13 protein-coding genes are annotated in these 17,072 nt (G+C 66.3%); 6 read left to right on the plus strand and 7 right to left on the minus strand.

From position 1 onward, the window contains the following. Positions 1-2,415 (minus strand): phosphoketolase family protein, encoded by a 2,415-nt coding sequence (locus tag HZZ13_RS21355; protein ID WP_197961508.1) that lies wholly within the window; start codon positions 2,413-2,415, stop codon positions 1-3. Positions 2,416-2,626: 211 nt separating this feature from the next. Between HZZ13_RS21355 and HZZ13_RS21360 the strand changes: the two genes are divergently transcribed. From HZZ13_RS21360 to HZZ13_RS21370, 3 genes are all read left to right on the plus strand, one after another. Further along, entirely contained in the window at positions 2,627-3,790 is a 1,164-nt protein-coding gene (locus HZZ13_RS21360; protein WP_197961509.1) for a PA0069 family radical SAM protein, read from the plus strand. Between the two features lie 88 nt (positions 3,791-3,878). Continuing rightward, on the plus strand, positions 3,879-4,781 hold the full coding sequence (gene rnhB, locus HZZ13_RS21365) for a ribonuclease HII (RefSeq protein WP_197961510.1): 903 nt from the start codon (positions 3,879-3,881) through the stop codon (positions 4,779-4,781). 248 nt (positions 4,782-5,029) lie between these two features. Then, positions 5,030-6,538: a glycosyltransferase family 39 protein gene (locus HZZ13_RS21370; protein WP_197961511.1), complete on the plus strand. Its 1,509-nt coding sequence runs from the start codon at positions 5,030-5,032 to the stop codon at positions 6,536-6,538. Positions 6,539-6,660: 122 nt separating this feature from the next. On the opposite strand, the gene HZZ13_RS21375 is transcribed toward HZZ13_RS21370, so the two are convergent. Next, positions 6,661-7,476, minus strand: coding sequence for a uracil-DNA glycosylase (locus tag HZZ13_RS21375; RefSeq protein WP_197961512.1), 816 nt, complete (start codon positions 7,474-7,476; stop codon positions 6,661-6,663). Positions 7,477-7,617: 141 nt separating this feature from the next. Here HZZ13_RS21375 and HZZ13_RS21380 point away from each other — a divergent pair, with 141 nt between their 5' ends. The 3 genes from HZZ13_RS21380 to HZZ13_RS21390 all read left to right on the plus strand — a co-directional run bounded on the left by HZZ13_RS21380 (position 7,618) and on the right by HZZ13_RS21390 (position 12,337). After that, positions 7,618-9,279 (plus strand): electron transfer flavoprotein-ubiquinone oxidoreductase, encoded by a 1,662-nt coding sequence (locus HZZ13_RS21380; RefSeq protein WP_197961513.1) that lies wholly within the window; start codon positions 7,618-7,620, stop codon positions 9,277-9,279. A gap of 290 nt (positions 9,280-9,569) precedes the next feature. Beyond that, a complete protein-coding gene (locus HZZ13_RS21385; RefSeq protein WP_197961514.1) occupies positions 9,570-11,366 on the plus strand; it encodes a tetratricopeptide repeat protein in 1,797 nt (598 codons plus the stop codon). An 86-nt stretch (positions 11,367-11,452) separates the two neighbouring features. Continuing rightward, positions 11,453-12,337: a 4-(cytidine 5'-diphospho)-2-C-methyl-D-erythritol kinase gene (locus HZZ13_RS21390; RefSeq protein ID WP_197961515.1), complete on the plus strand. Its 885-nt coding sequence runs from the start codon at positions 11,453-11,455 to the stop codon at positions 12,335-12,337. Here the strand turns inward: HZZ13_RS21390 and HZZ13_RS21395 are convergent. The 5 genes from HZZ13_RS21395 to HZZ13_RS21415 all read right to left on the minus strand — a co-directional run bounded on the left by HZZ13_RS21395 (position 12,334) and on the right by HZZ13_RS21415 (position 17,067). Then, on the minus strand, positions 12,334-13,212 hold the full coding sequence (locus HZZ13_RS21395; protein ID WP_197961516.1) for an alpha/beta fold hydrolase: 879 nt from the start codon (positions 13,210-13,212) through the stop codon (positions 12,334-12,336). The two genes, HZZ13_RS21390 and HZZ13_RS21395, sit on opposite strands and share 4 nt — an antisense overlap. Next, positions 13,205-13,837 (minus strand): LysE family translocator, encoded by a 633-nt coding sequence (locus HZZ13_RS21400; RefSeq protein WP_197961517.1) that lies wholly within the window; start codon positions 13,835-13,837, stop codon positions 13,205-13,207. The genes HZZ13_RS21395 and HZZ13_RS21400 overlap by 8 nt, the downstream gene beginning before the upstream one ends. A 44-nt stretch (positions 13,838-13,881) precedes the next feature. Next, on the minus strand, positions 13,882-15,144 hold the full coding sequence (fabF, locus tag HZZ13_RS21405; RefSeq protein ID WP_197961518.1) for a beta-ketoacyl-ACP synthase II: 1,263 nt from the start codon (positions 15,142-15,144) through the stop codon (positions 13,882-13,884). Between the two features lies 1 nt (position 15,145). Beyond that, positions 15,146-15,661, minus strand: a complete 516-nt coding sequence (locus tag HZZ13_RS21410; protein WP_197961519.1) for a winged helix-turn-helix transcriptional regulator — start codon at positions 15,659-15,661, stop codon at positions 15,146-15,148. A 398-nt stretch (positions 15,662-16,059) separates the two neighbouring features. Further along, a complete protein-coding gene (locus HZZ13_RS21415) occupies positions 16,060-17,067 on the minus strand; it encodes a polyprenyl synthetase family protein (protein WP_080135719.1) in 1,008 nt (335 codons plus the stop codon). Positions 17,068-17,072: the final 5 nt, after the last annotated feature.

The following is a 17,072-nucleotide window of genomic DNA, read 5'->3' on the forward strand; positions in this document are numbered from 1 at the left end:
CTAGTCGCCGGCCTCAGCCGGCGTGTTGCCGCCGGCGCTGTTCTGCCAGACCCAGTCACGAATCTCAGGCATGTCCTCACCATGCTCGCGGACATAACGGGAGTGTTCGATCAGTCTGTCGCGGAATTGCTGCTTCACCTGCGCGGCCCTGGTCGCGAGGCCCGGCACGCGTTCGATCGCCTCGATCGCGAGATGGTAACGGTCGAGCTCGTTGAGCACGACCATGTCGAACGGCGTCGTCGTGGTGCCCTCCTCGGCAAAGCCGCGCACATGCATGCCGTCATGGTTGGTGCGGTTATAGGTCAGCCGGTGAATGAGATAGGGATAGCCGTGATAGGCGAAGATGACAGGCTTGTCGCGCGTGAACAGGCTGTCGAAGTCGCGATCGGACAGGCCGTGCGGATGCTGCTCCCTCGGCTGCAGCGTCATGAGGTCGACCACGTTGACGACGCGGATCTTCAAGTCCGGCAGCGCCTTGCGCAGGAGGTCGACGGCGGCGAGCGTCTCCAGCGTCGGCACGTCGCCGGCGCAGGCCATGACGACGTCGGGCTCGCCCTTTCCATCCTCCGTTCCCGCCCAGGTCCAGATGCCGATGCCGGCATCGCAATGCGTCGCGGCCTCCTGCATCGACAGCCATTGCGGCGCGGGCTGCTTGCCGGCCACGATCACGTTGATGCGGTTGTAGGTGCGCAAGGCATGATCGGCGATCCACAGCAGGGTGTTGGCATCCGGGGGGAAGTAGATGCGGACGATGTCGGCCTTCTTGTTGGCAACGAGATCGACGAAACCGGGGTCCTGATGGCTGAAGCCGTTATGGTCCTGGCGCCAGACATGCGAGGTCAGGAGATAATTGAGCGAGGCGATCGGGCGCCGCCACGATAGCTCCCGCGTCACCTTCAGCCATTTCGCATGCTGGTTGAACATGGAATCCACGATGTGGATGAAGGCCTCGTAGCAGGAGAAGAATCCGTGCCTGCCGGTGAGCAGATAGCCCTCCAGCCAGCCCTGGCAGAGATGCTCGCTCAGCACCTCCATGACGCGGCCGTCCTGGGCGAGGTGCACGTCGTAAGGCTCGGTCGGCTCCATCCAGACGCGTTCGGTGGCTTCGAACACGGCGTCGAGCCGGTTCGATGCCGTCTCGTCCGGACCCATGATGCGGAAATTGCGCGCTTCCGCGTTCAGGCGAACGACGTCGCGCAGGAATTTGCCGAGCTCGCGCGTCGCTTCCGCCACGACCTCGCCGGGCCGCGGCACCTCGATCGCGAAGCTGCGGTAGTCCGGCAGCTTCAGCTCCTTCTTCAACAGGCCGCCATTGGCATGTGGATTGGCGCCCATGCGCCTGACGCCTTCGGGCGCGAGCGCCTGAAGCTCGGCAATCAGCGCGCCGTTGCCGTCGAACAGCTTTTCCGGCTCGTAGCTGCGCATCCAGTCTTCGAGCACCTTGAGATGCGCCGGGTTCTCGCGGCAGCCTGCGACCGGCACCTGATGGGCCCGCCAAAAGCCCTCGACCTTCTTGCCGTCGACCTCCTTCGGGCCGGTCCAGCCCTTCGGGCTGCGCAGCACGATCATCGGCCAGCGCGGCCGCTCGACGCTTGTGCGGCCACCGCGGGCATGTTGCTGGATCGAGCGGATGCTGGCGAATGCAACGTCGAGCGCATCCGCCATGGCCTGGTGCATCAATTTGGGATCGTCGCCCGTGACGAACAGCGGCTCGTGACCGAACCCGCGGAAGAGGTCGCGGATCTCCGCGTCCTGCATCCGCCCGAGCACGGTGGGGCCCGCGATCTTGTAGCCGTTGAGATGCAGGATCGGCAGCACCGCGCCGTCATGGGCGGGGTTCAGGAACTTGTTGGAGTGCCAGGACGCAGCGAGCGGCCCGGTCTCGGCCTCGCCGTCCCCGACCACGCAGGCGACGACCAAACGCGGATTGTCGAATGCGGCGCCATAGGCGTGCACCAGCGCATAGCCGAGCTCGCCGCCCTCGTGGATCGAGCCCGGCGTTTCCGGCGCGGCGTGGCTGGGGATGCCGCCGGGGAAGGAGAACTGCCGAAACAGCTTGCGCAATCCGTCCGCATCGCGCGCGATATCGGGATAGATCTCGCTGTAGCTGCCTTCGAGATACGTGTTGGCGACCATGCCCGGGCCGCCATGGCCGGGACCGCAGACATAGATCACGCTGACATCGAGCGCGCGGATGACGCGGTTGAGATGGGCATAGATGAAGTTCAGGCCCGGCGTCGTGCCCCAATGACCCAGCAGACGCGGCTTGATGTGCTCGGGCCGCAGCGGCTCGCGCAGCAGCGGATTGTCGAGCAGGTAGATTTGCCCGACCGAGAGGTAGTTGGCGGCGCGCCAATAGCGATCGAGCAGATCGAGGTCGCTGCCCGCTTTGGCCGTTTTTTGTTGGATTGTCATGTTCCTGCCGACCTTCACTTCGCGATTCGTCACCAACCCGGTTCCGGGGCGATCGATCCGTCGGGCATGAAACGGAATGGTCGTGACGGCCGTGTTGCGTGAGGTCAAAGGCGAGCGCGCGCAGTTTGGGCAGCTCTACTGTGCATGGGGTTGTTTTCACGTTTTTCGTTTGTGTTCTTGATTTGTTCCTGTGCCGTGTTATCTTGGCTGCATGAGTCCAGCATCCTCTCATGCTCTCAAGCACCCGCCGGTCACGGCGCCCTCCGAGCCGGCGGGTGCGCCTTCAGATTTCCCCGAGCTTGGCGTCGCCATCGACCGCGCGCGCAGGCGAGGGCGGGGCGCACAATCCAATGCCAGCGGCCGCTACGAGGCCGAGGCGCGCGTCGCTTTCGATGACGGCTGGCAGAGCCTGGACGAGCTGCCGCCGTTCAAGACGAGTGTCGCCGTCGACACCTCGCGCAAGGTGATCACCCGCAACGATTCCCCCGACATCGGCTTCGACCGCTCGATCAATCCGTATCGCGGCTGCGAGCACGGCTGCGTCTATTGCTTCGCGCGCCCGACCCACGCCTATCTCGGCCTGTCGCCGGGGCTCGACTTCGAAGCGAAGCTGTTCGCCAAGCCGGACGCGCCTTTGCTGCTCGAGAAGGAGCTTGCGGCCCCCGGCTACGAGCCGCGGATGATCGCGATCGGCACCAACACCGATCCCTACCAGCCGATCGAGCGCGAGCGCAAAATCATGCGCGGCATTTTGGAAGTGCTGGAGCGCACCTCGCATCCCGTCGGCATCGTCACCAAGTCGGCGCTGGTCGTGCGCGACATCGACATTCTCCAGCGGATGGCCAAGCGCAACCTCGCCAAGGTCGCGATCTCGGTCACCTCGCTCGATCCGAAGCTGGCGCGCACCATGGAGCCGCGGGCCTCGACGCCGCCGAAGCGGCTCGAGGCGCTGAAGCGGCTCTCGGAGGCCGGCATTCCCACCACTGTGATGGTCGCGCCCGTGATCCCCGCGCTGAACGATTCCGAGATCGAGCGCATCCTGGATGCCGCCGCCCATGCCGGCGTCAAGGAAGCCGCCTATGTGCTGCTGCGGCTGCCGCTGGAGGTTCGCGATCTCTTCCGCGAATGGCTGATGGCGAATTATCCGGACCGCTATCGCCACGTCTTTACCCTGATCCGCGACATGCGGGGTGGGCGCGATTACGACGCCAAATGGGGCGAGCGGATGAAGGGCACCGGACCGATGGCCTGGACCATCGGCCGCCGCTTCGAGATCGCCTGTGACAGGCTCGGTCTCAACAAGCGGCGGTCCAAGCTGACGACAGACCACTTTGTCCGGCCCAAGCGGAACGGCGATCAGCTCAGCCTGTTCTGATTGGCGGCGGGCAGGGGCGGCCTGAATAACGGGAATATCCTGGGTTCCCGGTTGCGCTGGCGGAGCCCCCTGGCGCACGATCCCGGTCATGATTCGGGACAAGTCCGCCAAGACCTCAGCCAAAGACGCGCCCAAAAAACAGGCCGCGAACAAGGCTGCGCCTGACAAAGCGGCCAATGCGCCCGTGGGAAAGACGTCTGCAGCCAAGACGTCTGCAACCAAGACGTCCGAGGTCACGGCGGCGAAGGTTGCTGCAGGCAAGAAAGACATCATCGCCGTTGCTCCCCCCAGCTTCCGCCGCGAGCGCGCGCTGATCAAGCGCGGCGTCTGGCCGGTCGCAGGCTGCGACGAGGCCGGCCGCGGTCCGCTGGCAGGTCCCGTGGTGGCCGCCGCGGTGATTCTCGATCCCGACCGCATTCCGCGCGGCATCGACGATTCCAAGCGCCTGACCGCCGAGGAGCGCGAAAAGCTGTTCGACAAGATCTGCGCCACTGCGCAGGTCTCGGTCGCCGTCGCCTCGCCGGCGCGAATCGACCGCGACAACATCCTGCGCGCCTCGCTGTGGGCGTTGAAGCGGGCCGTGGTGGCCCTGCCCGAGGCGCCCAGGCACGTCTTCGTCGACGGCCGCGACCGGCTCGACACCGCATGCGATTGCGAGGCGGTGATCGGCGGCGACGGTATCGTGCTGTCGATCGCTGCGGCCTCCATCGTCGCCAAGGTCACCCGCGACCGGCTGATGTGCGCGCTGGCGCAGGACTGCCCCGGCTACGGCTTCGAGCAGCACAAGGGCTACGCAGTCCCTGAGCATCTCGACGCGCTCGATCGCCTCGGGCCCTCCATCCACCACCGCAGCTTCTTCGCCCCCGTCGCCGCCGCCCGCGCCAAGCACATGCCCTGGACCGTCGAGCCGGTGCAGGACTTGTTCTCGGTGACCGAGGTCGAGGTGCAGGTGGAGGAGGCCATCGGAATCGATGCCTCCGCGAATCTCTAGCCGATCCCTCTCCAGCCTTCGCATCCGTCATGGCCGGGCTTGACCCGGCCATCCACGTCTCACCCGCGACACGAAGAACGTGGATGCCCGGGGCCTTCGCCTCGCCGAAGCGGCTTCGGCCGCGCAGGCGGGACAAGCCCGGGCATGACGAGCAAACCGTCGTTGCCACGACGTGCAGTGCCCTTTATCAAAACAGACGTGAGCGAATAGGGCCGGCTGGACGAGTTGGCTGCACCTTCGGACGTTGCATGCGGTTTACCTCCCTGGTCATCGAGCTCATTCGCGCCCGGCCGCGGCTGATCGTGTGGATTGCGGTGTTGCTCCAGGCCGCGATGTGGCTGTTCGTGGCGCTGGCGTTCTACCGCAGCCCGCCCGGCAATCTCGCGACCCTTCTGGCCTTCGGCAGGGAATACCAGGTCGGTACCGATCTCGGCCCGCCGCTCGCGGTCTGGCTCGCCGACATCGCCTATCGCGCCGCCGGCGGCCACATGCTCGGCGTCTATGTGCTCGCCGAGCTCTGCGAGATCGCGACCTTCATCGCGCTGTATCATCTCTCGCGTGCCGTCGTCGGCTCGCAGCAGGCGGTGCTCGCCGTCCTCCTGAGCATGACGGTGCTGGCCTTCTCCTCCTCGGCGCTGGACTTCGGCCCGCTGATCCTGGCGCGGCCGCTCTGGGCGCTCTTGCTGCTGCACTCCTGGCAGATCATCGGCCAGCGCCGCGGCAATGCCTGGTTCGGCTGGTCGATCGAAGCCGGCCTCCTGCTGCTGACAACGCCCGCCGCGATCTTCCTGCTGCTGCTGATCGTCGTCTTCGCGGTCTCGACCGCCGGCGGCCGCCGGACGTTGCGCGGGCTCGATCCGTTGTTCGCGCTGATCGTCGTCGCGGTGCTGGCGCTGCCCTATGCGGTCTGGCTGGAGCGTGCCGAGACGTTGACGTTGCCGGCCTTGCCGCAGACCGCCGAGCTCAGCGCCCGCGCGCTGCATGCGGCCTGGCTGCTCGGTGGGCTCGTGCTCGGGGCGGCTGCGATCCCGGCGCTGACCTTTCTCAACACCGGAATGTTCGCCGGCAAGGGCGAGGAGCCGCCGATCATCTACCGGCCGCCGGTCGAGCCGCTCGCGCGCAACTTCGTCTATTTCTTCGCATTCGCCCTGCCGCTCGGCGCGGTGCTGATCTCCGGCCTGCTCGGGCTCGATTCGGTCGTCGGCGGCCCCGGTGCCGTGCTGATCATGTCGGGGCTTGCCGTGGTCGTCGCGGCCGGCGATCTCATTGCGATGCGCCGCGCGCGCATGCTGCGCATGGTCTGGGCCGCCGCCGTTGCCGCGCCGGCCGCCGGCGTGGTGCTCGCCGTCCTGTTCCTGCCCTGGACGGGCGCCAACGAGATTGCGACCTCGATGCCGGCGCGCGCGATCTCGGACTTCTTCGACGAGAGCTTCGCCCGCCGCACCAACCATCGCCTGCGGGCCGTCGCCGGCGAGACCCAGCTCGCCAGCCTGATCGCGCTGCATTCCGGTCGGCCGCATCTGTTCATCGATGCCGAGCCTGCGCGTACGCCATGGATGAACCAGACCAAGTTCAGCGAGACCGGCGGCGTCGTGGTCTGGCGCGCCTCCGACACTGCCGGCACGCCGCCGCCGGAGATCCTCAAGCGCTTCCCCGGCATCGTGCCGGAAGTCCCGCGCGCCTTCGAATGGCTGGTGACCGGCCGCCAGCAGCTCTTGCGCATCGGCTGGGCCATCGTGCGGCCGAAGGGGGCGTAGGTCAGTGTCATTCCGGGGCGCGGCGAAGCCGCGAGCCCGGAATCCATTCATCTGGTAACTCTGCCGCTCGATGGATTCCGGGCTCTCGCTTCGCGAGCCCCGGAATGACGGCGTGAGTGTGGTTACACGACGCCTTGCGCCAGCACCTTCGCGATCGCCCGCAGATCCTGCCAAGCCAGCCGCTTGTAGGCCGGTGAGCGCAACAGATAGGCCGGGTGAAACGTCGGCAGCGCGCGGATCACCCGCTGGCCGGTGTCGTAGTCGAACCAGCGCCCGCGCGTGCGCATGATGCCTTCGCGCGTTCCCAGCAGCGTCTGTGTCGAGGGATTGCCGAGCGTCACCAGCACGTCCGGGTTCACCAGCTCGATCTGGCGCTGGATGAAGGGCAGGCAGATTTGCGTCTCCTGCGGCGTGGGCGTGCGGTTGCCGGGCGGCCGCCAGGGAATGACGTTGGCGATGTAGGCGGTGGTGCGGTTGAGGCCGATGGCCCCTAACATCAGATCGAGCAGCTTGCCGCTGCGCCCGACGAAGGGCAGTCCCTCGATGTCCTCGTCGCGGCCGGGTGCCTCGCCGACGAACATGATGCGCGCCTGCGGGTTGCCGTCGGCGAACACCAGCCGCGTCGCGGTGTGCTTCAACGCGCAGCCCTCGAAATTCTGCATCAGCTCGCGCAGCCCCTCCAGGGTCGGCGCGGTGCGCGCGGCCTCGCGCGCCGAGGCGATGGCGACATCCGGTGCAGGCGCCGCTTCGCCGCGCATGACCGCGGGCGCGGCGACGGGGCGCGGCGCCTCCGCGGGCGGAGCCCCGCGCGGGCTAGGTGGCGGCGCATCGATTTCCGCCAGGCGGTCTATCGGCTCCTCCGCAAGCGCGCAGTCGACACCGGCCTCCAGGTAGAAGGCGAGCAGCTCTCGGACGGTGGGTGCGGGTTCGGGGATCATGGGAAAGTCTGACTTTTATATCTATATCACCTAAGGAGGCCTTGCATCCGGGCGGAACGCGATTCCGAGGTTGTCCTACCCGGAAAAATCGGAAACAAGGGGGCGCAATCGACCAAGGACCGTCTCAAGGGCTGAGATCAGATGAGCACCGAAGAACTTCCCCCGCGCGAATCCATGGAATTCGACGTCGTCATCGTCGGCGCCGGCCCCTCGGGTCTGTCGGCCGCGATCCGGCTGAAGCAGCTCAACGCCGATCTCAACGTCGTCGTGGTGGAGAAAGGCTCCGAGGTCGGCGCGCACATCCTCTCCGGCGCCGTGATCGATCCCGCGGGCCTCGACAAGCTGATCCCGGATTGGCGCGAGGATGCCGATTGTCCCCTGAAGACGCAGGTGAAGGACGACCGCTTCTACTGGATGACGGCTGGCGGTGCGATCAAGCTGCCGAACTTCATGATGCCGCCGCTGATGGACAATCATCATTGCTACATCGGCTCGCTCGGCAATGTCTGCCGTTGGCTGGCGCGCAAGGCCGAGGCTCTCGGGGTCGAGATCTATCCGGGCTTCGCCGCGGCCGAGGTGCTTTATGACGAGGAAGGCAGGGTCAAGGGCATCGCCACCGGCGACATGGGCATCGGCCGTGACGGCAAGCCGAAGGATTCATTCACCCGCGGGATGGAATTGCTGGGCAAGTATACGTTGTTCGCCGAAGGTGCCCGCGGCAGCCTGACCAAGCAACTCATCAACAAGTTCGCACTTGATGCCAAGGCCGAGCCGCCCAAGTTCGGTATCGGCCTCAAGGAAGTCTGGCAGATCGATCCCGCCAAGCACCAGAAGGGCCTGATCCAGCATTCGTTCGGCTGGCCGCTCGACACGAAGACCGGCGGCGGCTCGTTCCTCTATCATTATGACGACAATCTCGTCGCCGTCGGCTTCGTCGTGCATCTGAACTACGACGATCCCTATCTATCCCCGTTCGACGAATTCCAGCGCTTCAAGACCCATCCCTCGATCCGCGCCACCTTCGAAGGCGCCAAGCGGCTCGCTTACGGCGCACGCGCGATCACCGAGGGCGGCTATCAGTCGGTGCCGAAGCTGAGCTTCCCCGGGGGCGCGCTGATCGGCTGCGCGGCCGGCTTCGTCAACGTGCCGCGCATCAAGGGCGTGCACAATGCGATGGGCACCGGCATGCTCGCCGCCGAGCACGTCGCAGCCGCGATTGCCGCCGATCGCGCCAATGACGAACTCGTCGAATACGAGAATGCCTGGCGCACGTCGTCGGTCGGCAAGGATTTGTTCCTGGTCCGCAACGTCAAGCCGCTGTGGTCCAAGTTCGGCACCGTGCTCGGCGTCGCGCTGGGCGGCTTCGACATGTGGTGCAACACGCTGTTCGGCGCTTCGCTGTTCGGCACCCAGTCGCATCTCAAGCATGATCGCGCCACGCTCGACCCGGCCAAGAGCCACGCGCCCAGAAGCTACCCGAAGCCGGACGGCAAGATCACGTTCGACAAGCTGTCCTCGGTGTTTTTGTCGAACACCAATCACGAGGAGGACCAGCCGATCCATCTGAAGGTCACCGACATGAACCTCCAGAAGACGTCCGAGCACGACGTCTATGCCGGCCCCTCGAACCGCTATTGCCCGGCCGGTGTCTACGAATGGATCGAGGAGAGCTCCGGTCCGCGCTTCCAGATCAACGCCCAGAACTGCGTCCACTGCAAGACCTGCGACGTGAAGGATCCCAACGGCAACATCACCTGGGTTCCTCCGGAGGGTGGCGGCGGCCCGAACTACGAGGCGATGTGAGGGCGCATCGCAGGGGTGAAAAGGCGCACGTTCCCGTGAGGACCAGGCTGCGGCGACCCGCCGCGGCCACGATAAGGCCATAGTAGCGGCGTCTTGGGCTCTCTTGGCGGATTCATTCGGCCGGTTTGGGCGGCGGAGGGGGATCTTCCCGGTCCGAATCCTTGCGGCGAAGCGCCAAAAGCGGCATTGTCGGCCCGACGGTTCCGGGTCCGGATGTCACCGGCTGCGTTCGCGCGCGACCCGGCCTTTTGCTGCAAACCCAGGCACCACCCAACTCAAGGCGAGCCCTGATGTTTTCAAATCGTTTCAACCGCTGGACTGCTGCCGCCATCGCCCTCATGGGCACCGCGATTGCGACGGTCCCCGGCACGGTCCTGGCGCAGACGCCGGATCATCCGGAGAACACGGCGGCGCAGTTTCCGACGCGAAACGATCTGAAGTCGCTCACCGGCGCCGGCAGCTATCTCGCCGCCCGCCACGCCAGCGTCGAGCGCGACGCGGCCTCGGCCGCCGCATTCTACCGTTCGGCGCTCCGCACCGATCCCAAGAACAACGAGCTGCTCGACCGTGCCTTCATCTCGTCGGTAGCCGACGGCGACATCGACGAGGCAGTCAAGCTCGCCGAGCGCATCCTCACTATCGACAAGACCAATCGCGTCGCGCGTCTCGTGGTCGGCGTGCACGATCTCAAGCTGAAGAAGTACGCGGCCGCGCAGACCAACATCAACCAGTCGATCCGCGGTCCGATCACCGATCTCGTCGCCACGCTGCTGTCGGGCTGGGCCGCCTATGGTGCGGGCGATGCCAAGGGCGGTGTCGCCGCCATCGACAAGCTGGCGGGTCCGGAATGGTATCCGCTGTTCAAGGACCTCCACACCGGCATGATCCTGGAGCTCTCCGGCAAGGAGAAGGACGCCGGCACCCGCTTCGAGCGCGCCTACAAGCTCGACGATTCCATGCTGCGCGTGACCGAGGCCTATGCGCGCTGGCTGTCGCGCAACAAGGATTCCGCCGCGGCCACCAATGTCTACCAGGCCTTCGACAAGAAGCTCGCACGCCATCCACTGATCCAGGAAGGCCTGCGCGAGACCAAGGCCGGCAAGAAGATGCCGCCGCTGGTCGATTCCGCGCAAGGAGGCGCCGCCGAGGCGCTCTACGGCATCGGCGCGACGCTGACCCGCCGCGGCGGCGAGGATCTGGCCCTGGTCTATCTCCAGCTCTCGCTCTACTTGCAGCCGAGCCATCCCCTGGCGCTGCTCTCGCTCGCCGATCTCTATGAATCGGTGAAGCGTCCGCAGATGGCGATCAAGGTCTATGAGCGCGTGCCCGCGGCCTCGCCGCTCAAGCGCAACGCGCAGATTCAGCTCGCGATCGACCTTGATTCCGCCGACCGCACCGACGAGGCGATCAAGATCCTCAAGGGCGTTACCTCGGAGGATGCCAAGGACCTCGAAGCCATCATGGCGCTTGGCAATATCGAGCGCGGCCGCAAGCGGTTCGGCGATTGTGGCGCGACCTATTCGAAAGGCATCGACGTGCTGCCGCCCGGCAACGACAAGGCCAACAGCGTCTGGTACTATTATCGCGGCATCTGCGAGGAGCGCTCCAAGCAATGGGCCAAGGCCGAGGCCGACATGAAGAAGGCGCTGGAGCTGCAGCCCGACCAGCCGCACGTCCTCAACTATCTCGGCTATTCCTGGATCGACCAGGGCGTCAATCTCGACGAAGGCATGAAGATGATCAAGCGAGCCGTCGAGCAGCGTCCCGACGACGGCTACATCGTCGATTCCCTCGGCTGGGCCTATTACCGCATCGGCAATTACGAGGAGGCGGTGAAGAACCTCGAGCGCGCGATCGACCTCAAGCCCGAGGATCCCACCATCAACGATCACCTCGGCGACGCCTATTGGCGCGTCGGCCGCACGCTGGAGGCAAAATTCCAGTGGTCGCATGCGCGCGATCTCAAGCCCGAGCCGGAGGAGCTGCCGAAGATCGAGGCCAAGATCGCTGGCGGTCTCACCGAGGACAATTCGAATTCTTCTGCGGCGCAGGCCGAGAAGAAGAAGGACGACGGCAAGGGCGGCTAAGCTAGGCGCATGATCCGGAAAAGTGTGTAGCGGCTTTCCGATCAGATCATGCGCAAACAAGTGAGTCTTTTGGGGGCTGATCGCCAATGTCGGCGTTGATTGAAGAGGGGCGGGCGAAGGTCAATTTGAGCCTTCGCGTCGTCGGCCGTCGCGCCGACGGCTATCATGATCTCGAAAGCGTGGTCGCGTTTGCCGATTGTGCCGACCGGCTCACGCTGGAGCCGGGCGGCGAGCTGAAGCTGACCACGACCGGGCCGCTGGCTGCCGCCTGCGGCGATACTGCCGACAATCTCGTGCTCAAGGCCGCCAGGCTACTTGCCGAGGCTGTCCCTGGCCTGAAGCTGGGCGCCTTCGCACTCGACAAGGTGCTCCCCGTTGCCGCCGGCATCGGTGGCGGCTCGGCGGATGCCGCGGCCGCGTTGCGGCTCCTGGCGCGTCTCAACGACCTGTCGCTTGATGATCCCCGCATTCAGAAGGTCGCGCTCGCGACCGGCGCCGACGTGCCGGTGTGCCTCCTCTCGCGCGCCTGCGACATGACCGGCGTCGGCGAGCAGCTGCTGCCGCTCGCGCTGCCGAGCATGCCTTGCGTCATGGTCAATCCGCGCGTGCCGGTCGCGACCAAGGACGTGTTCCAGGCGCTGGGCCTGCGCAACGGCGAGCTCCTGGTCGGCGTCACCGACGTCATCCGCGCTCCGGCCTGGCCGGAGGAGGGCGCCTCCATTTCCGATTGGGTCGAGGTGCTCGAAACAGTTGCCAACGACCTCGAGGCGCCCGCGCTGCGGATCGAGCCTGTGATCGGCGAGGTGCTGGACGCCTTGCGCGATTCGGTCGGCGTCAAGCTCGCCCGCATGTCCGGCTCGGGCGCGACGTGCTTTGCGATCTACGGCGCGCCTGCTGAGGCACATGCCGCGGCCGAGAAGATCCGCCACGATCACCCCGGCTGGTGGGTGCATGCGGGCACGTTGAGTTAGCCGCTTCTGCTCTCATCAAGCCCCAGAAACCGCCGGATCTCACCCAACACCTCCTGCGGCTTGTCGTGCTGCAGCCAGTGTCCCGCCCCGGCGATGGTCTCGACGCGCGCATTCTGGAAGTACCGCTCCAGGCCCGCGGCCCTGGCGCCCGCCAGAAAGCTTTCGCCGGCATTGAGCAGCAGCGTCGGACACGTGATGCGCGACCACAGCTCGATGTGATCGTCGGGCCAGAGCCGGTGCGGCGCAGCGGCGCGCTGGTACGGATCGAACTTCCAGCTATAGCTGCCGTCCTCGTTCCGCCGCGCGCCATGCGTGGCGAGATGCAGTGCGAGGTCGCGGGCGAGACGTTTGTTGTGAAGCATCATCTGCGCGGCCGCGTCTTCGATCGTCGCATAGCGACGCGGGGTGCGGTCGTGCAGTCTGTCGAGCTGATGGACCCATTTGCCGATGCGCTCATGCGCTGGCGGCTTCGGTGTATCGGGCAACATGGTCACGCCGTCGAGGACGACGAGCCTCGTGACCTGTTCGGGGAATGCGCCCGAAAAGATCAGACTCACCATGCCGCCCATGGAATGGCCGATCAGAGTGACCTGAGGCGTGGCGATGGTGCGAACCAGCTGCGCGAGATCGTAGACATATTCGGTGAGTGCGTAGCTGCCGCCTTTGGTCCAGTCGGAATCGCCGTGACCCCGCAGGTCGGGCGCGACGACGCGAAAATGCGATTGCAACGAGCGAGCGATCTGATCCCAGCTGCGGCAATGATCGCGACCGCCATGCACCAGGATGGCGACGGGTGCACCCTCGTTGCCCCAGTCGGCGTAGTGCAGCCGCAGGCCGTGCGATTCATAGAAGCGGCTTTGCGGGGCGCTAGCCATTTGCCGGACGCTGCGCCAAAGCGAGTGAGAGGCCGAGGCCCGCGATGAAAACGCCGGAACCCTGCGTGAGGCGACGCATCAGAAGCGGCCGTCCGGTCAGCTGCGCGCGCGTCGCCGAGGCCATCAGCACCACCACGACATCGGCGAGCGTGTTCAGGGCCACCGAGATCGCACCCAGCAGGATGAATTGCAGCGTCGGGCTCGAACCCGTGGGATCGAGAAACTGCGGAATGAAGGCGAGAAAGAACGCCGCGGTCTTCGGATTGAGAGCCTCGACCAGCACGCCGTCCCGGAACGCGCGCTTGTCGCCGATGGGCTCGCTCCCGAGCGACAGGTCACTGCCGGCGCTGCGAAAGGTCTTGATGCCGAGCCAGACCAGATAGAGCGCGCCGACAAACTTGACCGCAGCGAACAGTTCGGCGCTCGCAAGGATGATGGCGGAGATGCCGAGGCTGCCGGCGACGACATGAACCAGCCCGCCCAGCGCCGTGCCCGCGGTCGAGGCAAAGCCGCTGCCACGCCCCTCCGACAAAGTTCGTGCCGTGACATAGAAAATGCCGGGGCCGGGAATGGCGGCAATGAGGAGAGCTGCGGCCAGGAACAGCCCAAAATTCGTTGCGATCATCCCGTTTTCGTAGCGGAGCGAGCGGCGATTGCAAGGCCTCTCGTTCAGTCCATCCGACGGAAGATCACGCTGGCATTCACCCCGCCGAAGCCGAAGCCGTTGGAGATCGCATGCTGCATAGGCATCGGCCGCGCGGTGCCCGCGACGATGTCGATACCATCAGCGCCCGCATCGGGGTTTTCGAGATTGAGCGTGGGCGGCGCGATCTGGTCGCGCAGAGCGAGCACGGTGAAGATCGCCTCCAGCCCGCCGGCGGCGCCGAGCAGGTGGCCCGTGGCCGATTTGGTCGCACTCACGGCAATGCCGCGGTTGCGGCCGAACAGCGCGGCGATCGCGCCAAGCTCGCTTTCGTCGCCGGCTGGTGTCGACGTTGCATGCGCGTTCAGGTGCTGCAAATCCACCGGCGTCAGCTTGGCCTGCCGAAGCGCGATCTCCATCGCGCGGCGGGCACCGTCGCCATCGGGCGGGCCCGACGTCATGTGATAGGCGTCCGCGGTCGTGCCGTAGCCGATGATCTCGGCGATCGGCGTTGCACCGCGGGCCTGCGCATGCTCCAGTGCCTCGATCACCAGGATGCCGGCGCCTTCGCCCATGACGAAACCGTCGCGGTTGCGATCGAACGGACGCGAGGCGCGCGCGGGCTCGTCGTTGAAGCCGCTCGACAGGGCACGCGCCGCCGCAAAGCCACCCAGGCTGACGATGTCGATGCAGGCTTCCGCGCCGCCGCAGATCGCAACATCTGCTTCGCCCGCGCGGATCATGCGCGTGGCATCGCCGATCGCCTGCACGCCGGCGGCGCAGGCCGTGACCGGCGTGCCAAGTGCGCCCTTGTAGCCGTATTTGATCGAGACGTGACCGGCGGCGAGATTGGCGAGGAACGAGGGGATCGTGAACGGCGACAGCCGGCGCGCGCCGCGTTGCGCGGTGATGCGCACCGCCTCCGCCATGGCCGGAAAGCCGCCGACCCCGGAAGCGATGATCGTCGCTGTGCGCTCGAGCGCGCTCGCCTCCTGCGGTGTCCATTTGGCCTGCGCGACAGCCTCTGCCGTGGCAAGCAGTGCGAACAGGATGAAGCGGTCCATCTTGCGTTGATCCTTCGGCGCGGCAGCCTGCGCCGGGTCGAAGCCGCCTTCGGCATCATCGGCCTTGTCGGGCACGAGACCTGCGATGCGCGCCGGCAGCGCCTCTGCCCATTCCGGCAACGGGCGCAGTCCGCTTTGCCCGGCCAGCAGCCGCCGCCACGTCAGTTCGACGCCGCAGCCAAGCGGCGACACCGCGCCCATTCCCGTCACGACGATACGACGCATGTCAGTCTCCAGCCGGCGCGACGGCCGGGTTCATGGCCTTGAGCGAAGCGAGCCGTGCGCGCATGCCGCGGCTGGCGCGGGGACCTGCGACGACGACCGCATTGGCGAGCGTGATCGGTCGCTTGTCGGCGGCATCGACCACGATCGGATCGAGCGGGCGGACGTCGCCCCGGTTCGCCAGCAGGATGGATTCGCCCTTCGGCGCGAGATGCTTGTTGCCCCAGGCGAGCAGCGTGGCGATCACGGGGAAGAAATCCCGAGCCTTGTCCGTCAGCACATATTCGTAGCGCGGCGGGCGCTCCTGATAGCGGCGGCGCACGAACATGCCGCTCTCGGTGAGATGCGCAAGCCGCCGCGACAGGATGTTCGGCGCAATGCCGAGGCTTTGCGAGAACTCGTCGAACTTCGTCGCACCCTGAAACGCATCGCGGAGGATCAGGATGCTCCACCATTCGCCGACCGTCTCCACGGCGCGACCGACCGGGCATTCCAGGATGGAAGGGGACTTGGGCTGCATGGCGGGGAAGGTAGATTAGTAACTTGCAAAATGCAAGTGACTGGGAGGTGTCCCGGACGCAGCGCAGCGCTTCTTCAGCGGTGCGCTGCAGAGCCGGGGCCCATGTTTCCGAGAGTCGTGCGCCGCGTGGGTCCCGGCTCTGCGCCGAAACGCTAAGGGGCGTTGCAGCGCGTCCGGGACACGAGAGTGAGTACGCTGCACCAGACTGCGTCATTGCGCGCGCCCATCCATCTCCGTCACCCTGAGGCGCTCGCCTCTTCGGCGAGCCTCGAAGGGCGACGGTCCCGCTGCAGCTCGGCCGCGCATCCTTCGAGGCTCCCCATGGGACGCGTTGCGTCCCATGTCTCGCGCCTCAGGATGTCGGAGTTGATAGTAGAAGCGGAAAGAGCGTCAGGCGTCTAATGCGACCTTGCCAAGCAAAACGCCACGACCTGCTCCAGTGCGCTCTTCATCGGCGAGGGCGGGAACAAAGCCAGCGCATCCACGGCCATAGCGCCGTAGTGCTGGGCGCGGCTCAGCGTGTCCTCCAGCGCGCGGTGCTTGTTCATCAGGCCGATGGCGTGATCGAGATCGGAATCGCCGATCTCGCCGCGCTCGAGCGCGCGGATCCAGAAGGCGCGCTCGGTGTCGTTGCCGCGGCGGAAGGCGAGCACGACGGGCAGCGTGATCTTGCCTTCGCGGAAATCGTCGCCGGTGTTCTTGCCGAGCTTGGCGCTCTTGCCGCCGTAGTCGAGCACGTCGTCGACGAGCTGGAAGGCGATGCCGAGATTCATGCCGACCGAGCGGCAGGCGGTCTGCTCCGCCTTCGGGCGGTTGGCGATCACGGGGCCGACCTCGCAGGCGGCCGCGAACAGCTCGGCGGTCTTGCCGCGGATCACGGCGAGATATTCGTCCTCGGTGGTCGCGGTGTTCTTGGCGGCGGCGAGCTGCATCACCTCGCCCTCGGCGATGGTGGCGGCGGCCGCGGAGAGGATGTCGAGCGCGCGCAGCGAGCCGACCTCGACCATCATGCGGAAGGCCTGGCCGAGCAGGAAGTCGCCGACCAGCACGCTCGCCTCGTTGCCCCAGAGCATGCGCGCCGACAGCTTGCCGCGGCGCATCTCGCTCTCGTCGACGACGTCGTCGTGCAGGAGCGTCGCGGTGTGCATGAACTCGACGCTGGCGGCGAGCTTGATATGGCCGTCGCCGGTGTAGCCGGCGAGGTTGGCCATGGCGAGCGTCAGCATGGGGCGCAGCCGCTTGCCCCCGGAGGAGATCAGGTGGTTCGCCACTTCCGGGATCATGGTCACGTCGGAGCCAGTCCGCGACAGGATCGTGGCATTGACGCGCTCCATGTCGGGGGCGACAAGGGCAACCAGCTCTTCGATCGACGCGCCGGGGGTTTCGAAAGGTACGATGACGGCCACGCCGG

Source organism: Bradyrhizobium agreste (assembly GCF_016031625.1).
GTDB lineage: Bacteria > Pseudomonadota > Alphaproteobacteria > Rhizobiales > Xanthobacteraceae > Bradyrhizobium > Bradyrhizobium agreste.

Coding starts and splice junctions, on each gene's coding strand:
- HZZ13_RS21355 (WP_197961508.1), bottom strand. CDS start 2,415: ATGACAATCCAACAAAAAACGGCCAAAGCGGGCAGCGACCTCGATCTG.
- HZZ13_RS21360 (WP_197961509.1), top strand. CDS start 2,627: ATGAGTCCAGCATCCTCTCATGCTCTCAAGCACCCGCCGGTCACGGCG.
- rnhB (WP_197961510.1), top strand. CDS start 3,879: ATGATTCGGGACAAGTCCGCCAAGACCTCAGCCAAAGACGCGCCCAAA.
- HZZ13_RS21370 (WP_197961511.1), top strand. CDS start 5,030: ATGCGGTTTACCTCCCTGGTCATCGAGCTCATTCGCGCCCGGCCGCGG.
- HZZ13_RS21375 (WP_197961512.1), bottom strand. CDS start 7,476: ATGATCCCCGAACCCGCACCCACCGTCCGAGAGCTGCTCGCCTTCTAC.
- HZZ13_RS21380 (WP_197961513.1), top strand. CDS start 7,618: ATGAGCACCGAAGAACTTCCCCCGCGCGAATCCATGGAATTCGACGTC.
- HZZ13_RS21385 (WP_197961514.1), top strand. CDS start 9,570: ATGTTTTCAAATCGTTTCAACCGCTGGACTGCTGCCGCCATCGCCCTC.
- HZZ13_RS21390 (WP_197961515.1), top strand. CDS start 11,453: ATGTCGGCGTTGATTGAAGAGGGGCGGGCGAAGGTCAATTTGAGCCTT.
- HZZ13_RS21395 (WP_197961516.1), bottom strand. CDS start 13,212: ATGGCTAGCGCCCCGCAAAGCCGCTTCTATGAATCGCACGGCCTGCGG.
- HZZ13_RS21400 (WP_197961517.1), bottom strand. CDS start 13,837: ATGATCGCAACGAATTTTGGGCTGTTCCTGGCCGCAGCTCTCCTCATT.
- fabF (WP_197961518.1), bottom strand. CDS start 15,144: ATGCGTCGTATCGTCGTGACGGGAATGGGCGCGGTGTCGCCGCTTGGC.
- HZZ13_RS21410 (WP_197961519.1), bottom strand. CDS start 15,661: ATGCAGCCCAAGTCCCCTTCCATCCTGGAATGCCCGGTCGGTCGCGCC.